This is a genomic window from Massilia sp. NBRC 108631 (assembly GCF_059704565.1).
The window spans coordinates 1-19286 of the sequence record NZ_BAAKJE010000034.1; the positions used below are offsets into that span (position 1 = coordinate 1).

Here is a 19286-nt window from a genome sequence, read left to right on the forward strand (position 1 = left end):
ATCCGCGTGGCGCGCGGCGCCGCCCTGTACTGCGCCGGCGCACCGGTCGGCGAACAGGTCTACGCGGTGCGCTACGGCAGCTTCAAGCTCACCCGCAGCGACCGCGCCGGCGGCCGCCTGATCCTGGGTTTTCCCGGCAGCGGCGACTTCCTGGCGCTCGAAGCGATCGGCCTGGCGCGCCACGACTGTAGCGCCGTGGCGCTGGAGGATAGCGAGGTATGCGACATGAGCTACGCCAGCATGCGCGAGCAGCCGCAGTTCTTCCAGGGGATCATCAGCCACAGCATCCGCGATATGCAGGACGTGCTGCTGCAACAGCGCCGCACCACCGCCGAGCAGCGCCTGGCCGCCTTCCTGTTGCGCCAGGCGGCGTGGCACGGCGCGCGCGGCTGTTCCGAAGTGCGCTTCGCGCTGCCGATGGCGCGCCAGGATCTGGCCGCCTTCCTCAACCTGAGCCCGGAATGCCTGAGCCGGCTGCTGCGGCGTTTCAGCCAGCTCGGCCTGGTCGCGGCGGGCCGCCACGAGGTGGCGCTGCTGGACCGGCCCGGCCTGGAGGCGCTGGCGGCGCCGGCCAGCCCATCGCCGGACCGCGTGATCAAACTGGCGCGGGTTTGATCTGGATCAATCCCGCGCGCAGCCGCTGCCCGCTATCATCGTTCCTGCGCCCGCTGTTCCACGGGCAAAAGGAGTCCGCCATGAGCGCCCGTTCTCCCCGCAACGTCATTCCCTTGCGCATGGACACCCGCGCCATGTCCTGCCTCGGCTGCGAAGCGCGCGCCGCCTGCCTGCCGGCCGGCATGGACGACGAGACATGCGCCCGCATCGACAGCCTGGTGCTGCAGCGCTACCGCCTGCTGCGCGGCGAAGGGCTGTACCAGATGAACGAAGCGGTGCGCGGGCGCGTGTACGCGGTGCGCAGCGGCCATTTCAAGTGCTACCGCCTGACGCCGGACGGCGACCAGCGCATCACCGGCCTGCCCGGACGCGGGACGCTGCTGGGACTGGACGTGCTGGGCTGCGAAAGGCATGCCAGCGCCGCCAGCGCCACCGCCGACAGCGTCTTGTGCGAACTGTCGCATCCGCGCCTGCTGGAGGCGGCGCGCCGCTTTCCGGCGCTGGAACGGCGCCTGGAGCAAATGCTTAGCCAGGAACTGGCCCGCCAGCACGGCCTGGCCGTGATGCTGAGCTATCCGAGGGCCGAGCAAAAGATCGCCTGCTACCTGCTGCAGCTGGCTTGGTCGAGCCGCCACCTCGAAGCCGGCCGCGTGTGCATCGAGCTGCCGCTGACGCGGCAGGATATCGGCGACTACCTGGGACTGACCGACGCCACCATCACGCGCCAACTGCTGCGCCTGCAGCGCGAAGGCGTGCTGCGCGTGGAGCGGCGCCATATCGTGCTGACCGACCAGCCCGGCCTGCAACGCATGGCTGACGGCGAAAGCGGCGCGCCCGAGGCGGCCCACACTGCACAGCGCTGACGCGGCGCCGCCGCGTTTGTCCGGCCCTGTGAATCCCGCTGGAATTGATCCAGATCAAAGCCGCCCCCGCCCGCAGCAGCCGACAATGGTGTTGCGGCCTCCTGGCCGCCAATACCGTCAATACCGCCATTTCCGCCATTTCCGCCATTTCCGCCAAGGAGACCAGCATGCCCCATTCCATCCTGCTGCCGATCGACGGCAACCCGCGCGCCACGCAGCCCATCGAACGCTGCATGCGGCTGGCGCGCGCGAACGCGGCCTCGGTCGTCGCCATGTATTTGCTGCCGTGCGACGATCTGGCCACGCCGGAGGACGACAGCTACCTGCCCGAAAGCGAGCGCCCGGCCAGCATCGTCCACTCCAGCAACGCGCTGCGCGAGGTTGAAGCGGCTGCCGCGGCCGCCGGCGTGCCCTGCATCGTGCTCACGCGCTGCGCCGCCGCGCCCGGCGCTGCGATGATTGCGGCGGCGCGCGAACAGAACTGCGACATGATTTTCCTCGACGCGATGGAGCACGCGCCGGACGCGGCCTGCCTGTCCGCCCTGCGCCAGTGCGGCATCCCGCTGGCTGCCCCGGTTTGAGCCGGCCCGCGCCAGGGCTGCCGCATGCCCTGCACCGTGCCCAGCTTTCAGCCCCGGTTCATGCCCCGCGCATGGCCTTGCGCTTTACGTCGCTGCGCGCCGTGCTGCGCGCCTTGATGATCGCGGCGCTGCCAGCCCTGCTGGTCGCCGGCCCGCACAGCCCAGCGCGCGCCGACACCGGCAGCCACCGCGAAGAAAGCGCCTGGCTGGCGAGCTTCTACGCGCCCCGCGCCTATGCCCCCGCCTGGAGCGGCGCCGGCTCGCCTCTGGCCGCCAGGGCACAGACGCTGCTAGCCAGGGCCGGTGAACACGGGCTATCGCCCGACGACTACGCCATCGCCCCGCAAGCGGCCCCCCCGGCGCAAGCCGACGCCGCCCTCACACTGTCCATGCTGCGCTACCTGCACGACCTGCGCGCAGGCCGCACCAGCCGCAAGCTCAGCGCAGGCGCCGGCGCCGGCGCGCCGGCCGCTCCCTTCGATCCAGCCCCCCTGCTGCGCCAGGCGCTGGCCGCTGGCAGACTGGACGAACTGTCCGCCGCTGCCGCGCCCCAGCTGCCGCTTTACAGCCGCCTGACCGCCAGCCTGGCACGCTACCGGGAACTGGCTGCGCAACAATTCGAGGCCTTGCCGCCACTCCCTTCCAGCAAAGCCCTGGGACCCGGCGACAGCTACCGTGGCGCCGCAGCCTTGCGCGTCCTGCTGCGGGCGTTTGGCGACCTCGAAGCGGGAGTCCGCGGCGGCGCCGGCGAGGACTATGCGCCCGAATTGGCGGAGGCCGTGGCGCGCTTCCAGGACAGGCACGGCCTGGCCGCCGACGGCAAGCTGGGCGCCCAGACCATGGCCGCCCTGCAGGTGCCGCTGTCCAGGCGCGTGCGGCAAATCGAACTGGCGCTCGAGCGCCTGCGCTGGCTGCCCGAACTGCAGGGTCCCCTCATCGCCATCAACCTGCCCTCCTACCGCCTGTGGGCCTTCCGCTCCACGGACGCGGCGGCGCAGCCGGCGCTGGCGATGCGCGTGATCGTCGGCCGCGCCGGCCTGCATCCCACGCCGCTGTTCATCGGCCAACTGCGCTACGTGGAATTCCACCCGTACTGGAACGTCCCCACCAGCATCACCCGCAACGAAATCCTGCCGGCCCTAACCAGGGACCCGGACTACCTTCCCCGGTACGACATGGAACTGGTGGACCGCCAGGGGCGCCCCGCCGGCGACGGCTCCGGCGCGCTGGCCGCGCTGCGCTCAGGCGCCCTGCGCGTGCGCCAGCGCCCCGGCGCGCAGAACGCGCTCGGTCCGCTCAAGTTCGGCCTGCCCAACGCCATGGACATCTACCTGCACGCCACCCCGGCGCGCCAGCTGTTCCAGGCCACGCGGCGCGACTTCAGCCACGGCTGCATACGCGTGGAGCAGCCGGCCGCGCTGGCCGCATTTGTGCTGGAGGGCCAGGCAGGCTGGAATCCGGACGCGGTGGAGCAGGCGCTGGCGCAGGGCCAGACCCGCAACGTGCCGCTGCGCGCATCACTGCCGGTGGTCATCTTCTACGCCACCGCGCTGGCGAGCCAGGACGGCCGCACCCTGTTCGCCAACGACATCTACGGGCTGGACGCCGAGCTGGAAGCCGCGCTGCAAGCCGCGCAGGCGGCGCGCCGCCGCACCGGCGCGGCGCCGCATTGACAGGGCGCCGCCCGCGTCAGCGGAACACCAGCACGGGAATGTGGCTGTGCGCCAGCACCTTCAGGGTTTCGCTTCCCAGGGGCAGGCCCTTGTTGCCGTGCCGGCCGTGCGCGGCCATGCAGACCAGGTCGCAGCCCTGCTCGCGCGCGGTCTGCAGCATGGCCTCGTAGGCCTCCTCGGCGCTGAGCGCCACCGTATCGCAGCGCACACCCATCTCCTTGGCCTGCTCGCCGATCCCGGCCAGCAGCATGCGCGCATGGGTGGCCGTCTGCTGCAGGTACTGTTCGCGGGTCTCGGCCAGGATCTCGGCGCCGCAGCTGAACACGTGGTAGTCGCTCACCACGTGCACCACGGTCACGCGCGCGCCGCAGCTGCGGGCCAGGGCCAGGGCCCGCGGAATGGCGGAAGCCGACAGCGGCGAACCGTCGGTGGGAAGCAGGATGTGCTTAAACATGGAAAACTTTCATTGGTTGCAATGCCGCCACTATGCCCCGGTCGAGCGCGGCGCAGCCATGATCTGGATCAAATCCGGCCGAGGTGAGCTGCATCGATTTTTTTTCGCCGCGCCACCTTACTATCGCCGCATGAGCACCAAGACCGCGCACCGCACAGGCGCAACCGCGCCGCGAGGCGCAGGCCCGACTGCGCAGCTGCGGGCCCAATACCGTGGCGCCGCACCGCCGGCGCGGCGCGCCAGCCCACTTCCTGAGCTTGCTGGCCAGCCCGCTGTCGCCGCTGCTGGCGCTGGCGGCGGTCAACTTCGCCACCGGCCAGCCCTGGAACGGCGCGCTGATCGGCGCCATGATGGCGCTGTCGGCGTTGCTGGCCTTGTCCAGGAACACCGTTCGGACCGCGCCGCTGATCATGCTGGCCTGCCTGGCAGCGGCCCGGTGCCTCGAGCACTGGCTGGTGCGCCGCCTGGCGCGCGCCATTGGCAAGCCGACCGCGAACAGCGAGAACGATGCCAGCTGCAGTCAGGATTCCACTGCCTCCGACACCACCTCGGTGGCGCCGGCCGGCCTCAGGGCACGCACTACGATGATCTGCAGGCGCAGCGACCACACCGCGCTGCTAGCCGCAGCGAAGCCTATGAGCACTTCGGCCATATCGGATTTGCAGGCTGCACTCACGGCGCGCCGGCCTGCGCGCCCGACAAGGCCATTTGGATTGCTGGTGCCATCACCCACCCGGCCGCGCGCGGCGCGAGGGTATTGATACCGGGCTGCACTGAGCTGCACATACTGCTGGCCCGGCAGCCCGGCTTCGACGTAGGCGGCATCGCCGTGGACCTGGTCGCCCCCACCCTGGTCGTGCCCAGGCGCTGCATCGCGCTGGCCCGCGCATCGCAGTCCGCTTAGCCCTTCTCGGGCATGGCCGACGAATGGTGGCTGGTGATCAGCCACTGGCCCTTGCTCCACTTGTAGGTAAAGGTGTAGCGCGCCTTCACCTGCTTGCCGTCGGCGAACTTGAAGGTGTACAGGCCAGCATCGACCGCGCTGTTGCAATCGACCTCGATGCTGCGGCTGTCGATGCTGCCAACCGGTTTGCCTTCCAGGAAATGCACGAAATAATCGGCCTTTTCGTCCGCCGTCAGCCGCGGCTTGTTCGACAGCGTGGGCAGCAGCACGGACTTGCTGGCATAGTTGGCCACCACCTTGGCAGGGTTGCCGGTCTGCAGCGAAGCATTCCAGCGGTCGAACAAGCCCGCAATCTCCTTCTCCGAAGCGGCGTGGCAAGGCTCGGATGTGGCGGCATGGACGTTCGACGCCAGCAAGGCGCAGGCGAATGGGATCAGGGTCAGGTAGCGCATGGGTTCCTTTGTATGGTAGTCGTCAAAAGCGACATCCAAAGTATGGGCAGCCGAGGGCCGCACGGAATCGGCCGGCCGGCGGATCTTGCATATGCCGGTTGGCATATAATTGTGTACACGACAAAATAGCATGATGAATAACCCAGCCACCCTCGCCTCCACCGCCGCGCCCGGAACCGCCCGCGTCGCCCGCCACCGCTACCGCCACACCGAAGGCAGCGCCTCGCGCCTGCGCCTGTTGAGCGACGCCGGCCTTGCGCTGGCCGGCGCCGGCGGCAGTTCCGCCGCCATGAGCGCGATCCTGGCCCGCGCGCTGGCTTTCCTGTCGATGGAAGACGGCGTGCTGCTGTTCCGGCATGGGGACGGCTTGCAAGTGCACGCAGCCCAAGGCGCGGCCTACCCGGTAGGCGCGTCCCTGCCCGTCACCGGCACGCTGCATGCGGCATTGCTGGAGGACGCTCTGCCACAGGTCCAGCAGAATGTGCAGAGCCGCCTGCTGATCGGCCGCAGCAGGGCCGGCGGCGTGGAAGTGCTGGTGCCGATGCGCTTGCACGGCAGGAGTACCGGCATCCTGGCGCTGATCACGACGCGCCAGGCGCCACCGCCCAGTGCCGACGACCTGGACGTGCTGCAGGTACTGGCCACCATGCTGGCCGCCGCCTACCTGTCGGCCAGCAAGCCGGCCGCGCGCAGCGCCGGCATGGAGACGGCCGCCAAGCTCAAGCAGCTGACCACCCGCGAGCTGCAAGTGTTCGCCCTGATGCCGCGCGGACTGACCAATGCCGCCATGGCCGCGGAACTGGGCATAGCGGCCGGCACCGTCAAAGTGCATATCGAACGCATCCTGCACAAACTCGACCTGCGCGACCGCACCCAGGCCGCGGTCTGCGCGGTGGACTGCGGATACGGCCGGTGATGCGCCCCGGCCTGCACTGGAAGCACTGGCCGCTGGCGGTCAAGGGCGGCGTGGTCATCGCCGCCTCGCTGGCCATGCTGCTCGGTTCCGTGGCCACCAGCCACAAGCTGGAGCGCCAGAGCGCCGACGCCACCGCCGAAATGCTGCGCACACTGAAGGTGCAGCGCGATATCCAGCTGCTGCATGCCCTGATCGCCGAAGCCGCCACCGGCGTGCGCGGCTACCTGCTGACCGGAGTGGATGACTTCCTGGCGCCGTACCGGATCGCCGAAGCGCGCCTGCCGGCCGCCATGGCCAGCTTGCAGGAAAACGTGCGCGACCCCGAGCAGCTGGCGCGGCTGCAGCGCCTGCTGCCGCTGGTGCGGCACAAACTGGCGGGCCTGAACACGCTGCGCAAGCAGTACGGCACCGAGGCCGGCGACCTGCGCGCCAGCCTGGTGGCCGGCAGGCAGATACTGAACCAGCTGCGCGACGGTATCGGCGTGATGAACGCGCGCGAAGCCGTGCTGGTGGAAGCCCGCACCGCCGCCGTGCAGGAAGCCTTGCGGCGCCACTTCCTGATGAACGCCGCCACCGTCGGGGTGGGACTGGCCGGCGCGCTTGCCATGCTGCTGTTCACCATCCGCGTAGTGCGGCGGGTGCGGCTGGCGGCCGAAAACGCGGAACGCCTGGTGAACGACCAGCCGCTGATCGCCGCCGGCGCCGCGAACGATGAGCTTGGCCGCCTGGCCGAGCGCCTGCACAGGGCCAGCTTGTTGCTGGCCAACCGCGCCACTGCGGCGCGGGCCGCCAGCCTTGCCAAGACAGAGTTCCTGTCCCGCACCAGCCATGAATTGCGCACCCCGCTCAACGCCATACTGGGATTCGCCCAGCTCTTGGAGAGCGGCGCGGCAAACCACCAGAACAAACAGCACGCCGCGCACATCATCGGCGCGGGGCAGCACCTGCTGTCGCTGATCGACGACGTGCTGGACGTAGGCCGCATCGAGGCCGGCCAGCTGCCGATGGCATCGGCCCCGGTGCCGCTGGCGCCGGTGCTGCAGGAGGCGCTGACCCTGCTCAAGCCGCTGGCAGCGCAGTACCAGGTGCAGTTGCCGGCGCCGGACTACTGCGGCGGGCTTGCCGTGCTGGCCGACCGGCAACGCCTCATGCAGGTAATGCTGAACCTGCTGTCCAACGCCATCAAGTACAACGCAGCGGGCGGCCAGGTGCGCGTCGCGGTCAGCGCGCAGCCGGCTGCGCAGAACGGCGGCGCCCCCGCCTCGGTGGCCATCGCCATCGAGGACGACGGCGCCGGCATCCCGGCCGATAGGCAGGAGCGCCTGTTCACGCCGTTCGACCGGCTGGGCGCTGAAGGCGGCAAGACCGACGGGATAGGACTGGGCCTGGCGGTATCGCGCTCGCTGGCCGACGCGATGGGCGGCAGCATCGCCGCCGCCAACCTGCCCGCCAAGGGCAGCGTGTTCACCCTCCGCCTGCCGCGCGCAGCGCCTGCGGGGCCGCAGGCCGAGCCGGCCGTGGCCCCGCCGCCGCCGGCCATATCGGTGCAGCAGGCACAAAGACCCGCCGTGCTGTGCGTGGACGGCGACGCTTCCACGCTGGCACTGATGGAGACGCTGATGGCGAGACGGCCAGGCTGGGACCTGTCCACCGCGCGCAGCGCCGACGTGGGTTGGACGCTGGCCTTGCAGCGCAAGCCGGCGGTGCTGCTGCTGGACATGTCGCTGGCCGGGGCGGGCGCCATGCTGGCTCGCTGGCGCGGCGGCCCGGCCCTGGCTGCGGTGCCGGTGGTGGCGCTCGGCATGGCTGCGGCGCCTGGCACCGACGGCCAGCTGAAAAAGCCGCTCGATCTGCCGGAATTTTTCGCGCTGCTGGACAGGATAAAAGGATAAGCCATGAACGAAGACGATTTACTGGCCTCGCGCGTGCTGATCATCGACGACCAGCCCGCCAACCTGCGGCTGCTGGAAGACCTGCTGACGCGCGAAGGCCTGACCCACGTGGTGGGCACCACCGACGCGCAAAAAGCGCTAGAGCTGTACGCCGCGTTCGACCCGGACCTGATCGTGCTGGACCTGATGATGCCGGAACTGGACGGCTACGCGGTACTGGAACAGTTGAAGCGGCGCGGCGACCCTTACGACTTTCGCCCGGTGCTGGTGGTCACCGCCGACGCCACCGGCGAAGCCAAGCGCCGCGCGCTGTCGCTGGGCGCCAAGGATTTCCTGACCAAACCCTTCGACACCATAGAAGCCATGCTGCGCGTATGGAACCTGCTTGAGACGCGGGCACTCTACAAGCGCCTGCAAGCGCTGTCGCCCAGCGCACCGCCGATCGCCCCCTGGCCGCCCGCAGCGCGCGGGCGCTGAACCCGCGTCGCCGTCGCATACGCGATGCGGTCATGTGGCAGGCCGCTCCGGTCGGCCAGCCTGGGTGCGCATGGTGTTTCGGATACAACAACCTGAGATATCGATAACAATCGTGCGCTCCGCAGTTGGAATGTCATGCTATATTTACACTGGTATCGATAACAAGGCATCAAGGAGACACAAATGCCCGATACACCAATGGAGCGTGATTTCACAACTATAAGGAAAAATTATGCACAAACAATCCAAACCGGAGCAGCAGCGCGCCGCAAGCGCCAGTTGCGGCAAACTCGGGATGATAGCGCTATCAGTGACATCGGCGCTACTGGTTCTTGCAGGCAGTCCCGCGCAGGCGCTCAACTTCGTTGCCACCCCGGTGGCCCAGCCAGTGGTCAGCGCGGCCGGCATCAAGCACCCTGCCCTGGGTTTCACGCTGCAGCAGCTTGATTATGCGCGCGCGCAAACGCGCGCCGATGTCGAACCGTACAAGACCTACTACAGCATCATGGCCACGGTGTGCTGCAACTACGCCAACATCAACCTGCAGCCCACCAACCGCGACGCCACCAAGGTGGACACGCCCAATACGCCCAACTTCAACGGCAACACCGCGCAGACCCGCATCATCAACGATTCGCAAGGCGCGCTGACCCAGGCCATCCTGTACTACATGACCGGCCAGAACGAGTACCGCCGCAACGCCATGCGCATCCTGCGCACCTGGAGCAATATGAACCCGGCCGGCTACGCCTACTATCCGGACGCGCACATCCACACCGGCGTGCCGCTGTTCCGCATGCTGGCCGCCGCCGAGATCATGCGCTATACGCCGGGCGATCCGGCCTACACCGCCTACCCGCTGGCCTGGACCGACACCGACACCCAGAAGCTGAAGGACAACCTGATCGACCCGATGGAGCGCACCTTCTTCGCCAGCAAGGAGCGCTTCATGAACCAGCACCTGTACTCGCTGATCGGCCGCATGGCCGGCGCCATCTTCACCGACAACCGCGCCCGCTACGACGAGACCGTGGAATGGATGACGGTCAACGCCAGTTCCACCCGCCAGGACATCAACGGCGCCATCCTGCCGCTGATCCCGCTGGTCGACAGCGACAATCCCTACAACAAGGCCGGCTATCCTTTCTACCAGATCCAGGAAATGCAACGCGACCAGGCCCACGGCGGCGACAACGTGGACAACCTGACCGGCCTGCTGCGCATGGTCACCGCCCAAGGCACCAAGGTCGACCCCCACACGGGCGTGCCATCGACTTCCGGCGACGCGGTCAGCGTCTACCACTTCGGCGGCAACCGCGTGCTGATGGGCGCGAACGCCTTCGCCCAGTACATGCTGGGCTACAACGCGCCCTGGGCGGACCTGAGCGGCGGCACCTCCTACATCTCCGGCGCCTACCGCGGCCGCCTGTACGAAGTGGGCGGCATACCCGAGCTGTACAACGTCTACAAGCATGAACAGGGCGTGGACGTGGACGCGCTGGCGCCCTTCCTGGCCACCGCCGCCGCCCATGCGGACGGCCCGGTCACTGCCTGGGGCCCGGCCGCGCCCGCCAACAAGGACATGGGTGCGGAAGCCTTCCTCACCCTGCCGCCGCCGCTGACCGGCGTGCCGCTGCCGCCCAACACCGGCATGCTGGAGACCGAGCGCAAGGCGGTCTTCCTGGACGGCGAATGGAGCACCGAGACCGAAGCCGAACGCACCTTTGGCCACGCCAGGGTCACGCCGGCCGGCGCCACCGTGGTATTCCACGACGTGCGCTACGCGGACCGCGCCAAGTACGCGCCGGTGGGCCTGATGGTGCGCACCAACGCGGTGACCAGGCTGGCCGCCAGCGGCTCCGCCACCGGCCTGCCCTGGAGCGAGATGACCGTGCCGGACACCGGCGGCCAGTGGCGCTACATCGTACCCGATTCGTCGTGGACCGCCAGCGCCGGGCGCGGCTTCGGCGACAACATCATCTACTTCAAGTTCACCGGCGCCGAAGGCGCCACGGTGGATGTGGACTTCGTCAACATGGCCGCGCCCACCCAGCTCACGCCGCCGCGCTTCGCCATGCCTGCCTTCCCCGCCACCGAGCTGATCGTGCAGGGCGTGCCCTACCAGGCCGCCTACACCGCCACCGACGCGCAAGCGGGCGACAGCGTGGTGTACCAGGCCATCAGCCTGCCCCCTGGGGCCACGCTGGACAGCACCAACGGCACGCTCAACTGGACCCCGACGGCGGCGCAGGCGGGCCTGCACGACGTGATCATCAGCGCCACCGACGGCGTGTCGATCAGCACCATGACCACCAGGCTGAGCGTACAGCCCGACCGCGCCGCCGCCTTCGCCTCGGCGATGGGGGCCTACGATCCGGCCAGCATTTACACCACCACTTCGCTGGCTGCGTTCCAGGCCGAACTGGCGCCGCTGCAGGCGTCCATGCTGACGGTGCCGGACGCCGAGTTCGGCGCGCTGCTGAACGCCGTCAAGGCGGTGGCGGCCAAGCTGCAGCTGCTGAACCCGCGCGTGGCCTCGGACGGCAGCCTGGACTGGAGCAAGAGCATGGTCACCACCACGGTGCTGGACGCCTCCCGCGCGGCCCTGCTGGTGGATGGCGACTATAACAGCACCTCGGGCGACCTGCGCAACGTGGTCACCATCGACTTCGGCGAGAACTACCGCGTGTCGGTGGGCGCCTTCGGCATCCAGGCGCGCTTCATGTTCGGTAACCGCTCGCAGGGTATCAATGTGTACGGTTCGAGCGACAATTCGAGCTGGACGCTGCTGACCAGCCGCGAAACCACCGACACCAGCAACCGCAACTTCGAGATGGAAGTGATTCCCGTTGTGGAAGGCCTGGAAGATGAACGCTACCGCTACTTCATGGTGCGGGTGGACCATCCCGGTCCGCCAACCGATCCGGCCTACCCCGGCATTTCGTCGTACAGCGAGTTCCGCTTCCACGGCAACCGCTACGACCTGCTGGCGCCTGAGGACGTGAGTGCCAGCGTCCGGATGGTGCAATCGGGCCTGGCGGTGAACCGCTTCACGCAGAAGTACACCGGCACGGTGGCCTTCACCAACACCACGCAGACCACGCTCACCGGGCCGCTGCACCTGCACCTGCAAGGACTGAGCGCCGGCGTCACGCTGGACAACGCCAGCGGCGTGAAGAACGGCGTGCCCTACATCACGCTGCCGACGACCGGACTGGCGCCCGGCCAAACCGCCACCGTCACCACGGTCTTCAGCAATCCGGCCAAGGCGCCGATCAGCTATGTCCGCAAACTCATCAGCGTCAAATATTAAGGGGACCACCATGAACACTTTGAACAACATCCTGGCCAGGCTGCTGCTGGCCGTATTCCTGGCGTGCAGCGCCGGGGCGGCGGCGGCCGGCCCGATGTACAGCGTCCGCATCGACACCTCCAGCCTGGGAGGGGGCGCCGCGTATCTCGGCCTGTACTTCATGGGATTGGCCGACGCCACGCCCGCCAGCGCCACCGTGAGCCAGTTGTCCGGCGCGCTGGCCGGCACGCCGGCGGTGAGCGGCACCGTGGACGGCGCCCTGCCCGGCCCGCTGGTGTTCAGCAACGCCAACGGCGGCAGCGAGCTGGTGCAAGCCATTACCCTGGGCGGCGTGTTCTCGTTCGACCTGACCTTCCTGATGGGCAGCGGCGACGTCGGCAGCACCTTCGGCTGGGCGCTGTTCAACGACGTCAGCTACCTGGGCGCGGACGGCGACCTGGGCACGGTGTCGATCCAGCCGGGCGCGGCGCCGGGCGGCGTCTATGCGCTGTCCGGCAACAGCGCGCTAAGCAGCGTCCAGGTGATACCCGAGCCGGCCACCCTGTGGCTGGTGCTGCTGGCGCTGATGCCGCTAGCCGTGCTTGGCGGCAGGCGCAGGCCCCGCGAGGCGGCCGGCCCTCACTTGCCATAAAGGTTGAGCAGTAGCCACGCGGGCAGGCCGACATACAGCGCCGCGTGGCCCGCCCGCTCCAGCCGGAGCCGGACAGGTACGGTCTGGCTGGGGCGCAGTAGCGCAGCCAGCAAGGTGGCCGCTTCAATTCCCGCGCGCAGCAGCGCTGCGCAAAGCACCACGCCGATCGCCCACGCCGCCCACCACAGCGCGAACGCGCTCAGATAAGCCTTCGGTCCGAAGGTGTAGTACTCGCCCAGGGCGCTGCCGAAGGCAATATGCTGATGCAGGTGGAAGGCCGGAATGGCCAACGCCAGCGGCAGCAGCAGGAATTTGCATAGCGGATGGTCGAGCTTCCAGCGCCGCAGCGCCAGCCGGGCTTGCGCATACCCCCCCAGCCCCGCTTGCGGGCGCTCCGCGACTGGCGGGCCGCCGGCCGCCGCCATGGCGGCAGACAATGCAACAGGGTACGCCAGCGCCAGCCCGTAGCGCCAGCGCTGGCCGGAGGCCAGCCGCACCGTAGCGCCCGGACCGGGCACAGGGAGGCGCCACAACTCGACTGCGCCGATCTCGCGAAGCGACAATTCGAGGCGCTGCGCGCCGCGCGCCAGCACCAGCCTGCCCTGCTCCAGCGTGACTTGCGCGGCAAAGGCGCGCAGCAAGCACCGGGCCACGGTTTCAGGGATCAGAAATAGCGCCGCGAACATACGGATTTGCGCCAGCGTGTTGGTCCGCAACGGTTCGTCGAACAGCAGCGCAATACACATGCCAAGCAGGCCAAGCCGTGCAATGGCGCGTAGCGTGCCGGCCGCGATGCGCGCTGCGGGCGGCAACAGCGCAACCGTTGTGGGGAAAACCATGGGCCGTACCGTGCCAGAAGCGTGCGCGGCCTGCCGGAACCGGGGACGCAAGGCCAGCCGTGCTCCCATCAGCAGCAGAAACACACAAGCCGCCGCCCCCACCCAGTCGCCCCACAGAACCATCAGCGTGGTGGGCGGCTTGCGCACCGGTACGTCCGCGATCAGCAGCGCCGGCTCGCCCATGCGCGTCCCGGTGAGGATGCCGCCGTCGGCGGCGATCGCCGCGCTGTAACCGTTGCTGGTGACGCGGAACTGCGGCAGCCGGGTCTCGATGCTGCGGAACGCCGCCACCGCCTGGTGCAGCTGCGCGCCTTGCGGGCTGGCGCTGAACCAGGAGTCGTTCGACATGGTCAGGATCGCCTGGGCGCCCAGCCGCGCGCCATCGACGGCGAGCCCGGCGTCGGTATCGTCCAGGCAGATCAGCGGCAACACGGGAACCTCGCGGCCGTCGGCCAGGCGCAACGGGAACACGCGCGCGCCGCTTCCGGGCCGCCAGGAGCCGGTCCATGGCAGCTGGCGCCGCAGCGCCGGTCCGTCCAGCCAGGCCGGCACGTATTCGGTGAAGGGGAACAGCCGCGTCTTGCGGTAGTAGCCCAGCAGGCCCGTGCCCGGCTGCACGAAGGCGGCCGCGTTGTACTCGCCGGCGCCATCGCGCTCATAGGTGCCGAACACGAAAGGCACTCCGGCCGCATTGACGTTGGCGAGGATTTCGCGGTCGAACGCCGCCCCGGCCTCGCTCTTGGGCTGGCCGAAGGTGGTGGGATAGGCTGTCTCCGACCACAATACGGCGTCCGCGCGCTGCCGCACCGCCGCGTCGTAACTCATGGCGAAGTGCGTGTCGAGCACCTCGCGCACCACCGCGTACGCACCCTTCCGTTCGCGCTGGCCCTCGTAGTCGATAAGGTTGGCCTGGATCAGTCCCATGCGCAGCGGCTTGCCGGCCGGTTCCGCGCTGCCGGACAGCGCAGCCAGTCCGTAGCCCGCCAGCAGCAGTGGCGCCAGCGCCGCCAGCGCCAGCGGGCGGGCCGCAGCGCGCCAGCCGTCCGCGCGGCGCGCATGCGCTGCCGCCACGCCTTCGTTGGCCAGCAACAGCAGCACCGTCAGGCCCGCCGCCCCGCCCAGGTCGGCCGCCTGGCGCAGCAGCAGCGAAGGATACAGCCCGTAGCCCAGCGTATCGCCAAGCAGGCGCGGAAGCAGCCGTTCCGCCGCCACCCACGCCGCCGCCGCGGCCAGCGCGGTCAGCGCCGCGCCGTGGCGGCGTGCCGCCGCACGGCGCACCAGGGCGAAGGCGAAAAACTGCGGCTGGAACAGCGGCGCGGCGAGCAGCAGCAAGGCCAGGCCGGCAGCCCCGCCCACGCCCGCGTACTGGCCAAGCGACGTGCCGAACCAGGCGAAGCCGGCGGCCGTGTAAGCGACCGTCATGGCGTAGGCGTTCAGCAGCGTGCCCGCCAGCGCGCGGCTGCTGTCCAGCGCGCGCAGCCACGGCGCCAGGAATACAAACCCGAGCAGCCAGCCGGCGCCGCCACGGACATACAGGGCGGACAAGGCCGCGCTGGACAGTATGCATGCCGCCGCGCGCAGCGTGAAACTAGTAGAGGGAGATTGCTTCATGGCGTTCAACGGCCCATTACGGCCGGGTTGGATGGAGGTGGAATGGCGACGCGCCGCAGCGGCAGCCCGGGCGGGGCCAGTTCCGGCGGCACCACGCGGTCTTTCGGCATCGTGACCGGCTGCCCGGCGGCGTCGTACAGCTGGAAATCGGGCGCGAACATCAGGATGGCCTCGATGCGCTGGCCGTCGTCGGTAGCCTGGTGGTGGCGCACGTAGCCTGGCGGCAGCGCGAAGTTCTCGGGCACCGCCAGTCCCACCAGCGGCGGACTGGTGCCGGGCGGCGGAAATGCGCCAAGGCCGGTATGCACGCCGCGCTCGTGCAGGCGTTTGATCACTTCGCCCATGCTGGGATGCTCTCCGCGCACGACGTAGCTTTTCAGGTCGCGCGACCGGTCCGCGTCGCCCTCGGGCAGGCGCGGGTCCGGCTTTTGCGCCTGCGCCGGCGGCGCACCCGGCGCCGGCTGCGCGCCGGGCACGGGCGAAGGCGCCGGGGCCACGGCGGCGGCAAGCGCCGCGGCGCCATCCTCTTGCCCGTCGCCGGACCACAGCCACAGGAAGAACGCCAGGCTGATGCCGCCCACGGCGAGCATCAGCGCGGCGGCCAGGTAGCCGGAGCGTGGCCGCATGGCTGGCGTCAGGGCGTAGGCAGGTTGAAGACCGATACGGCCCAGCCCATGCGCTCATGGCCGTACTGGTTCCAGACCGGGTTTTTTCCGCCAGTGAAGGAGGTGTAGCGCGGCGCGCCGCTGCCGGTGCTGCCGCCGAACAGGCCTGCCGTCACGGTGCTGCCGGTGTAGGTGGGATGGGTGTCGTCCGACTGGATATAGTCGTAGCTGCTACTGCTGGACACGAAGTGGGCGTTGGCGTCGCGGATGGTGGCGCGCAGCGCCGTGGTGATGCGGTTGACGTAGCTGGACTGGCTCTCGCCCGCCACGTAGCGCAGCGCCTCGGAATCGATCTGGCCATCGCCGTTGCCGTCGTGGTCCGCGCCCATATACTGGGCGAAGTTATCGGCGCACATGAAGCCCTTCTGGCGCGCAACGTCGCACATCATGTGGTTGATACGCGCCAGCGACGGCAGGAACTTGTCCTGCATTTTCACGGTGGCGCCGGTATTCGGATCCTTGCAGGAACTCTGCGTGTTGTCCGCCGCGTAGCCCGGGTAGTGCAGGTTGGAGATCACCTTCAGCTTCACACCGGAATAGGCGTTGGCGTTGATATAGTCCATGGCCGCCGTCACGTAGGTCTTGCAGCTGTTCTCGGCCGCGGTGAGCACCGCGTCGTTGCAGGTGCCGGTCTGGCTCTTGTAGGCGGCGCGCGCCTGCAGGCCGTCGTTGCCGCACATCTCGAAGGTGACCACGCGGGTGCTGCTGGCCTGCATATAGGAACGCTCGGCCACGATCTTGTTGTTGTATACGTCCTCGGCGATGGCGCCGGACTTGGTGCGGCGCACGCTTTCGATGTCGGCGTTCCACTGCGCGGACAGGTATTCCGCGTCCACCGTCGGCGCCGAGTACTTGGCCGCGCTGGTGGTGGAGCCGTTGTAGCCGGCGTAGATCGAGTCGCCGTAGGCCACCACGCGGTATTTGCTGGTGGTGCCGGCCCGGTCGATGGTCCAGGATACGTTTTGGTTCAGGGTGCTGGCGGCGGCCTGCGCCCCGGCGGCGAGTAGTACAACGGCGAGCAAGGAACGGGAAAAGCGAGCATGCATGGAATGTCTCCTGTCTGTGGTCGTCAAGATGGTTTTGCAGCTCTTCTTGACGGAGCTGGCAAACAGTTCATCTTAACCAGACGACAAATTCCAAAATGCATTCCCCGCGCCTTGGCTCCGCAGGTCACCACAATGGCCTGCGGGGCCCGCCACACTGTCGCGCCGCGTTCACAACAAGCGCGCGACTTCACGAAAAAAAGGCTCTGGAATCAGCGGCTTAGCAACTGATTCCAGGCCAGCAGGCCGGCCAGCGGCATCGGCCGTCCGGGCAGGTAGCCCTGGATCAGGGCGCAGCCGAACTGGCGCAGGAAGCCCAGATGCGCGTCCGTTTCCACGCCTTCGGCGATCACCCGCAGCTTCATGTTGCGTCCCAGGTCGATAATCGAGCGCACCACCGCGCAGTCGTCGCGCTGGTGCGGCACGCCCTGCAGGAAGTAGCGGTCGATCTTCAGCGAGCTGACCGGCAAGGCTTTCAGCAGCGACAGCGAGGAATAGCCCATGCCGAAATCGTCCAGCCCGATCTCGAAACCCAGCCGCACCAGCTCGGTCATGATGGGCACGGCCTTCTCGATGCGCTGCATGACCACCCCTTCGGTCAGTTCCAGGCAGAGCTGGCCCGGATCGATGCCGGCGGCGGAGGTGATGGCCACCAGCTCGCGCGGCAAGTCGCTGTCGAGGAACTCCGGCGCGGCCATGTTGACGTGCACCCGCACGCCCGGCAGGCTGGCCCGCAACAGCGGCAGGTCGCGGCACACCTGCTCGATCACCCAGCGCCCGATCAGTACGATCAGCCGGCTTTGCTCGGCGACCGGGATGAACTGGTCCGGCGGCACCACGCTGCCGTCGGCCTTGCGCCACCGTATCAGCGCCTCCAGCGCCACCACGCTGCCATCCTGCGCGTCGCAGATGGGCTGGTATTCGAGGAAGAACTCGTCGCGCTGCAGCGCGTCCTGCAGCGCCGACAGCATCAGCAGCTGCGCGGCCGCAGCGCATTGCTGCGTATCCCCGTCGGGACTGAAATAGCTGACCAGGTTGCGGCCGTTGCGCTTGCTCACATACATGGCCGCATCGGCCGCGTGCAGCAGCTGGGCGGTGTCGCTGGCATGGCGCGGGAACAGGCCGATGCCGATGCTGGCCGATACCGACAGCTCGTGTCCCATGTAGCTGAAGCGCGTGCGCGCCGCTTCCAGTACGGCGCCGGCCAGCGCATCCAGCGCTGCTTCGCCGAGTCCGGCAGGAGCCATCAGCGCGAATTCATCGCCTCCCAGGCGCGCCGCGACGGCGCCGGCCGGCGCGAGCTGGCGCAGGCGGCCAGCGAACTGGCGCAGCACCTCGTTGCCGGCGGCATGCCCGAAGCCGTCGTTGATGGGCTTGAACTGGTCCAGGTCTATGTACAGCAGGCCGAACTCGCCGCCGGCCTCGCAGGCGGCATCCAGCAGCACATGAAAGTGGGCGCGGTTGAACAGGCCGGTAAGCTCATCGGTCTGCGCCAGCACCCTCACCCGCTCCTGCTGCACCATGCGCTGGGCGGTCTGGGCGATGAGCGCGCTGATCGATTCGGCCAGGCCAGGCAATTGCGCCTCGCGCTGGCGCGGCGCGGCGCTGAAAAACTCCAGCACGCCGGCGCAGTGCACGCTGCCGTCTGCGGCGGCATAGGTCACGGGAAAGAAGAAGCCCGATTGCAGGCCGCAGCGCTGCGCCGCGTGCACCCGCGCCATGCCGGCTTGCGCGGCACCGGTGTCCACCCACTGCGCCTGGCCGGTCAGCCAGGTCTGGCCCACCGGACCTTCGCCCGGCCTGATCGCCAGCGCCGCCGCCGCGCTGCGAAACGCGGAATAGTCGCGGTCCGCCGTGTGCCAGACATGCCGGCAGCGCAGCGCTTCAACGCCTCCGCCGCGCTCGCGGGCCCAGAACGCGCCCCAGTCCCAGCCCAGTTCCTCGCACACCAGGTGGATGATCTTGTAGACCGCCTCGTCGAAAGTGTCGGTGCCGATCAGGTAGCGCGTCAGCGCGAAATTGAACCGTTCGCGCATGGCGGCGCGCTTGACCGCCGTGATGTCGGTCAGCAGTCCGCACGCCACCGGCCGGCCCTCGGCCGCCAGCGCCTGCAAGCGCAGCCAGCGTATGCCCTGCTCCGGCTCAATCACACGGAACTCGCAGTCGGCAGCCGTGCCGTGTTCGCCGATGTCGGCCAGCACTGCGGCCAGCCCGGCCATGTCTTCCGCCACCACCGCGCCGGCCCAGCGCCCGCCCGCCGCACCGTCGGCGCCCAGCAGGCGCAGGGCCACCGTGGACAGGCTCATGTGCGCACCGGCCCGCACCATGGACCAGCGGCCCAGTCCGGCTATCTCATC

The 19286-nt window shown here is 69.0% G+C and carries 16 protein-coding genes and 1 pseudogene; 11 read left to right on the forward strand and 6 right to left on the reverse strand.

From position 1 onward, the window contains the following. The 4 genes from AC6H42_RS03170 to AC6H42_RS03185 all read left to right on the forward strand — a co-directional run. A partial coding sequence (locus tag AC6H42_RS03170) for a Crp/Fnr family transcriptional regulator (RefSeq protein ID WP_497547387.1) occupies positions 1-615 on the forward strand: 615 nt, incomplete at its 5' end. A gap of 80 nt (positions 616-695) precedes the next feature. Then, entirely contained in the window at positions 696-1478 is a 783-nt protein-coding gene (locus AC6H42_RS03175; RefSeq protein WP_497547388.1) for a Crp/Fnr family transcriptional regulator, read from the forward strand. 167 nt (positions 1479-1645) lie between these two features. After that, on the forward strand, positions 1646-2059 hold the full coding sequence (locus AC6H42_RS03180) for a universal stress protein (RefSeq protein ID WP_157200998.1): 414 nt from the start codon (positions 1646-1648) through the stop codon (positions 2057-2059). 71 nt (positions 2060-2130) lie between these two features. Beyond that, positions 2131-3732: a L,D-transpeptidase family protein gene (locus tag AC6H42_RS03185; RefSeq protein ID WP_497547389.1), complete on the forward strand. Its 1602-nt coding sequence runs from the start codon at positions 2131-2133 to the stop codon at positions 3730-3732. A 16-nt stretch (positions 3733-3748) separates the two neighbouring features. Here the strand turns inward: AC6H42_RS03185 and AC6H42_RS03190 are convergent, their stop codons facing one another. Next, positions 3749-4186, reverse strand: a complete 438-nt coding sequence (locus tag AC6H42_RS03190; RefSeq protein ID WP_057156302.1) for a universal stress protein — start codon at positions 4184-4186, stop codon at positions 3749-3751. A 182-nt stretch (positions 4187-4368) separates the two neighbouring features. Between AC6H42_RS03190 and AC6H42_RS03195 the strand changes: the two are divergent. Continuing rightward, a pseudogene (locus tag AC6H42_RS03195) lies at positions 4369-4947 on the forward strand (hypothetical protein); the annotation flags it as partial. Continuing rightward, positions 4944-5090, forward strand: coding sequence for a hypothetical protein (locus tag AC6H42_RS03200; protein WP_497547390.1), 147 nt, complete (start codon positions 4944-4946; stop codon positions 5088-5090). The pseudogene AC6H42_RS03195 and the gene AC6H42_RS03200, both read left to right, overlap by 4 nt. On the opposite strand, the gene AC6H42_RS03205 is transcribed toward AC6H42_RS03200, so the two are convergent. Then, complete coding sequence (locus AC6H42_RS03205) at positions 5087-5542, reverse strand: SgcJ/EcaC family oxidoreductase (protein ID WP_057156300.1); 456 nt, start codon at positions 5540-5542, stop codon at positions 5087-5089. The two genes, AC6H42_RS03200 and AC6H42_RS03205, sit on opposite strands and share 4 nt — an antisense overlap. Positions 5543-5672: 130 nt before the next feature. Between AC6H42_RS03205 and AC6H42_RS03210 the strand changes: the two genes are divergently transcribed. From AC6H42_RS03210 to AC6H42_RS03230, 5 genes are all read left to right on the forward strand, one after another. Continuing rightward, positions 5673-6458, forward strand: a complete 786-nt coding sequence (locus AC6H42_RS03210) for a helix-turn-helix transcriptional regulator (protein ID WP_497547391.1) — start codon at positions 5673-5675, stop codon at positions 6456-6458. Then, entirely contained in the window at positions 6458-8350 is a 1893-nt protein-coding gene (locus tag AC6H42_RS03215) for a hybrid sensor histidine kinase/response regulator (protein ID WP_497547434.1), read from the forward strand. The genes AC6H42_RS03210 and AC6H42_RS03215 overlap by 1 nt, the downstream gene beginning before the upstream one ends. A 3-nt stretch (positions 8351-8353) precedes the next feature. Continuing rightward, complete coding sequence (locus tag AC6H42_RS03220) at positions 8354-8827, forward strand: response regulator (RefSeq protein WP_057156298.1); 474 nt, start codon at positions 8354-8356, stop codon at positions 8825-8827. A 232-nt stretch (positions 8828-9059) separates the two neighbouring features. Continuing rightward, positions 9060-12140 carry a putative Ig domain-containing protein gene (locus AC6H42_RS03225; RefSeq protein ID WP_497547392.1) on the forward strand — a complete coding sequence of 1027 codons (3081 nt, stop codon included), beginning with the start codon at positions 9060-9062 and terminating at the stop codon, positions 12138-12140. 10 nt (positions 12141-12150) lie between these two features. Further along, positions 12151-12771 (forward strand): NF038129 family PEP-CTERM protein, encoded by a 621-nt coding sequence (locus AC6H42_RS03230; RefSeq protein ID WP_057156296.1) that lies wholly within the window; start codon positions 12151-12153, stop codon positions 12769-12771. Here the strand turns inward: AC6H42_RS03230 and lnt are convergent. From lnt to AC6H42_RS03250, 4 genes are all read right to left on the reverse strand, one after another. Beyond that, the gene (gene lnt / locus AC6H42_RS03235; protein ID WP_497547393.1) at positions 12759-15221 is read right to left on the reverse strand and encodes an apolipoprotein N-acyltransferase; all 2463 of its coding nucleotides are present in this window, start codon (positions 15219-15221) and stop codon (positions 12759-12761) included. The genes AC6H42_RS03230 and lnt overlap by 13 nt on opposite strands. A gap of 5 nt (positions 15222-15226) precedes the next feature. Continuing rightward, a complete protein-coding gene (locus tag AC6H42_RS03240) occupies positions 15227-15847 on the reverse strand; it encodes a hypothetical protein (protein ID WP_057156294.1) in 621 nt (206 codons plus the stop codon). Between the two features lie 8 nt (positions 15848-15855). After that, a complete protein-coding gene (locus tag AC6H42_RS03245; RefSeq protein ID WP_057156293.1) occupies positions 15856-16932 on the reverse strand; it encodes a hypothetical protein in 1077 nt (358 codons plus the stop codon). A gap of 209 nt (positions 16933-17141) precedes the next feature. Further along, positions 17142-19235 carry a putative bifunctional diguanylate cyclase/phosphodiesterase gene (locus AC6H42_RS03250; protein WP_497547394.1) on the reverse strand — a complete coding sequence of 698 codons (2094 nt, stop codon included), beginning with the start codon at positions 19233-19235 and terminating at the stop codon, positions 17142-17144. Positions 19236-19286 lie beyond the last annotated feature (51 nt).

Coding starts and splice junctions, on each gene's coding strand:
- AC6H42_RS03175 (WP_497547388.1), top strand. CDS start 696: ATGAGCGCCCGTTCTCCCCGCAACGTCATTCCCTTGCGCATGGACACC.
- AC6H42_RS03180 (WP_157200998.1), top strand. CDS start 1,646: ATGCCCCATTCCATCCTGCTGCCGATCGACGGCAACCCGCGCGCCACG.
- AC6H42_RS03185 (WP_497547389.1), top strand. CDS start 2,131: ATGGCCTTGCGCTTTACGTCGCTGCGCGCCGTGCTGCGCGCCTTGATG.
- AC6H42_RS03190 (WP_057156302.1), bottom strand. CDS start 4,186: ATGTTTAAGCACATCCTGCTTCCCACCGACGGTTCGCCGCTGTCGGCT.
- AC6H42_RS03205 (WP_057156300.1), bottom strand. CDS start 5,542: ATGCGCTACCTGACCCTGATCCCATTCGCCTGCGCCTTGCTGGCGTCG.
- AC6H42_RS03210 (WP_497547391.1), top strand. CDS start 5,673: ATGATGAATAACCCAGCCACCCTCGCCTCCACCGCCGCGCCCGGAACC.
- AC6H42_RS03215 (WP_497547434.1), top strand. CDS start 6,458: ATGCGCCCCGGCCTGCACTGGAAGCACTGGCCGCTGGCGGTCAAGGGC.
- AC6H42_RS03220 (WP_057156298.1), top strand. CDS start 8,354: ATGAACGAAGACGATTTACTGGCCTCGCGCGTGCTGATCATCGACGAC.
- AC6H42_RS03225 (WP_497547392.1), top strand. CDS start 9,060: ATGCACAAACAATCCAAACCGGAGCAGCAGCGCGCCGCAAGCGCCAGT.
- AC6H42_RS03230 (WP_057156296.1), top strand. CDS start 12,151: ATGAACACTTTGAACAACATCCTGGCCAGGCTGCTGCTGGCCGTATTC.
- lnt (WP_497547393.1), bottom strand. CDS start 15,221: ATGAAGCAATCTCCCTCTACTAGTTTCACGCTGCGCGCGGCGGCATGC.
- AC6H42_RS03240 (WP_057156294.1), bottom strand. CDS start 15,847: ATGCGGCCACGCTCCGGCTACCTGGCCGCCGCGCTGATGCTCGCCGTG.
- AC6H42_RS03245 (WP_057156293.1), bottom strand. CDS start 16,932: ATGCATGCTCGCTTTTCCCGTTCCTTGCTCGCCGTTGTACTACTCGCC.
- AC6H42_RS03250 (WP_497547394.1), bottom strand. CDS start 19,235: ATGAGCCTGTCCACGGTGGCCCTGCGCCTGCTGGGCGCCGACGGTGCG.